1 protein-coding gene and 1 pseudogene are annotated in these 1,552 nt (G+C 68.3%); both read left to right on the top strand.

Going from position 1 to position 1,552, the window contains the following annotated elements:
* Nucleotides 1–604 (top strand): annotated as a pseudogene (locus N4G66_RS45095) (2-oxoacid:acceptor oxidoreductase subunit alpha); the annotation flags it as partial.
* A partial coding sequence (locus N4G66_RS45090; RefSeq protein ID WP_261710140.1) for a 2-oxoacid:ferredoxin oxidoreductase subunit beta occupies nt 597–1,552 on the top strand: 956 nt, incomplete at its 3' end. The pseudogene N4G66_RS45095 and the gene N4G66_RS45090, both read left to right, overlap by 8 nt.

Below are 1,552 nucleotides of genomic sequence, written 5' to 3'. Positions count from 1 at the left end.
GGAGACCGACGAACTCCCCGATCTGCGCGTGCAGTTCGCCCAGGGCCCCAACCACACCCTGGACGACGGCACCGAGGTGTTCTGGCCCTACAAGCGCGACCCGCAGACCCTCGCCCGCCCCTGGGCCGTCCCGGGAACTCCCGGCCTGGAGCACCGGATCGGCGGCATCGAGAAGCAGGACGGCAGCGGCAACATCTCCTACGACCCCGCCAACCACGACTTCATGGTCCGCACCCGCCAGGCCAAGATCGACGGCATCGACGTCCCCGACCTCGAGGTCGACGACCCGCACGGGGCGAACACGCTGGTGCTGGGCTGGGGTTCGACCTACGGGCCGATCACCGCCGCGGTCCGCCGGCTGCGCACCGCCGGGGAGCACATCGCGCAGGCCCATCTGCGCCACCTCAACCCCTTCCCGCGGAATCTGGGCGCGGTGCTGAAGCGTTACGACAAGGTGGTGGTCCCCGAGATGAACCTCGGTCAGCTCGCCACCCTCGTCCGGGCGAAGTATCTGGTGGACGCGCACTCCTACAACCAGGTCAACGGCATGCCGTTCAAGGCTGAGCAGCTCGCCACGGCTCTCAAGGAGGCCATCGATGGCTGACACGTCAACGGAAGGCCCGGGCACGATCGAGGCGCTTTCTCTGGTCCCCAAGGCCGAGGCCAGGCAGTCCATGAAGGACTTCAAGTCCGATCAGGAAGTGCGCTGGTGCCCCGGCTGCGGTGACTACGCGATCCTCGCCGCCGTCCAGGGCTTCATGCCCGAACTCGGCCTGGCGAAGGAGAACGTCGTCTTCGTCTCGGGCATCGGCTGCTCGTCCCGCTTCCCGTACTACATGAACACCTACGGGATGCACTCCATCCACGGCCGCGCCCCCGCCATCGCGACCGGACTCGCCTCCTCGCGCCGCGACCTGTCCGTCTGGGTCGTCACCGGCGACGGCGACGCCCTCTCCATCGGCGGCAACCACCTCATCCACGCCCTGCGCCGCAACGTGAACCTGAAGATCCTGCTCTTCAACAACCGCATCTACGGCCTGACCAAGGGCCAGTACTCCCCCACCTCCGAGGTCGGAAAGATCACCAAGTCGACGCCGATGGGCTCCCTCGACGCGCCCTTCAACCCGGTCTCCCTGGCGATCGGCGCCGAAGCCTCCTTCGTGGCCCGCACCGTGGACTCGGACCGCAAGCACCTCACCGACGTACTCAGGCAGGCCGCCGCCCACCCCGGCACCGCCCTGGTGGAGATCTACCAGAACTGCAACATCTTCAACGACGGCGCCTTCGAAGTCCTCAAGGACCGGCAGCAGGCCGAGGAAGCCGTCATCCGCCTCGAACACGGCCAGCCCATCCGCTTCGGCACCGACGGCGCCCGCGGGGTGGTCCGCGACCAGCACACCGGCGACCTCCAGGTCGTCACCGTCACGCCCGGGAACGAGGCCGACATCCTGGTCCACGACGCCCACACCGCATCCCCCACCACCGCCTTCGCGCTGTCCCGGCTCGCCGACCCCGACACCCTGCACCACACACCCATCGGAGTCTTCCGCTC

Origin of the sequence: Streptomyces rhizosphaerihabitans (assembly GCF_025399795.1) — a bacterium.
In the GTDB taxonomy this organism is placed as follows: domain Bacteria; phylum Actinomycetota; class Actinomycetes; order Streptomycetales; family Streptomycetaceae; genus Streptomyces; species Streptomyces rhizosphaerihabitans.
The sequence above is the reverse complement of the archived record's forward strand: the minus strand, read 5'-3'. Positions and strand labels throughout refer to the sequence as shown.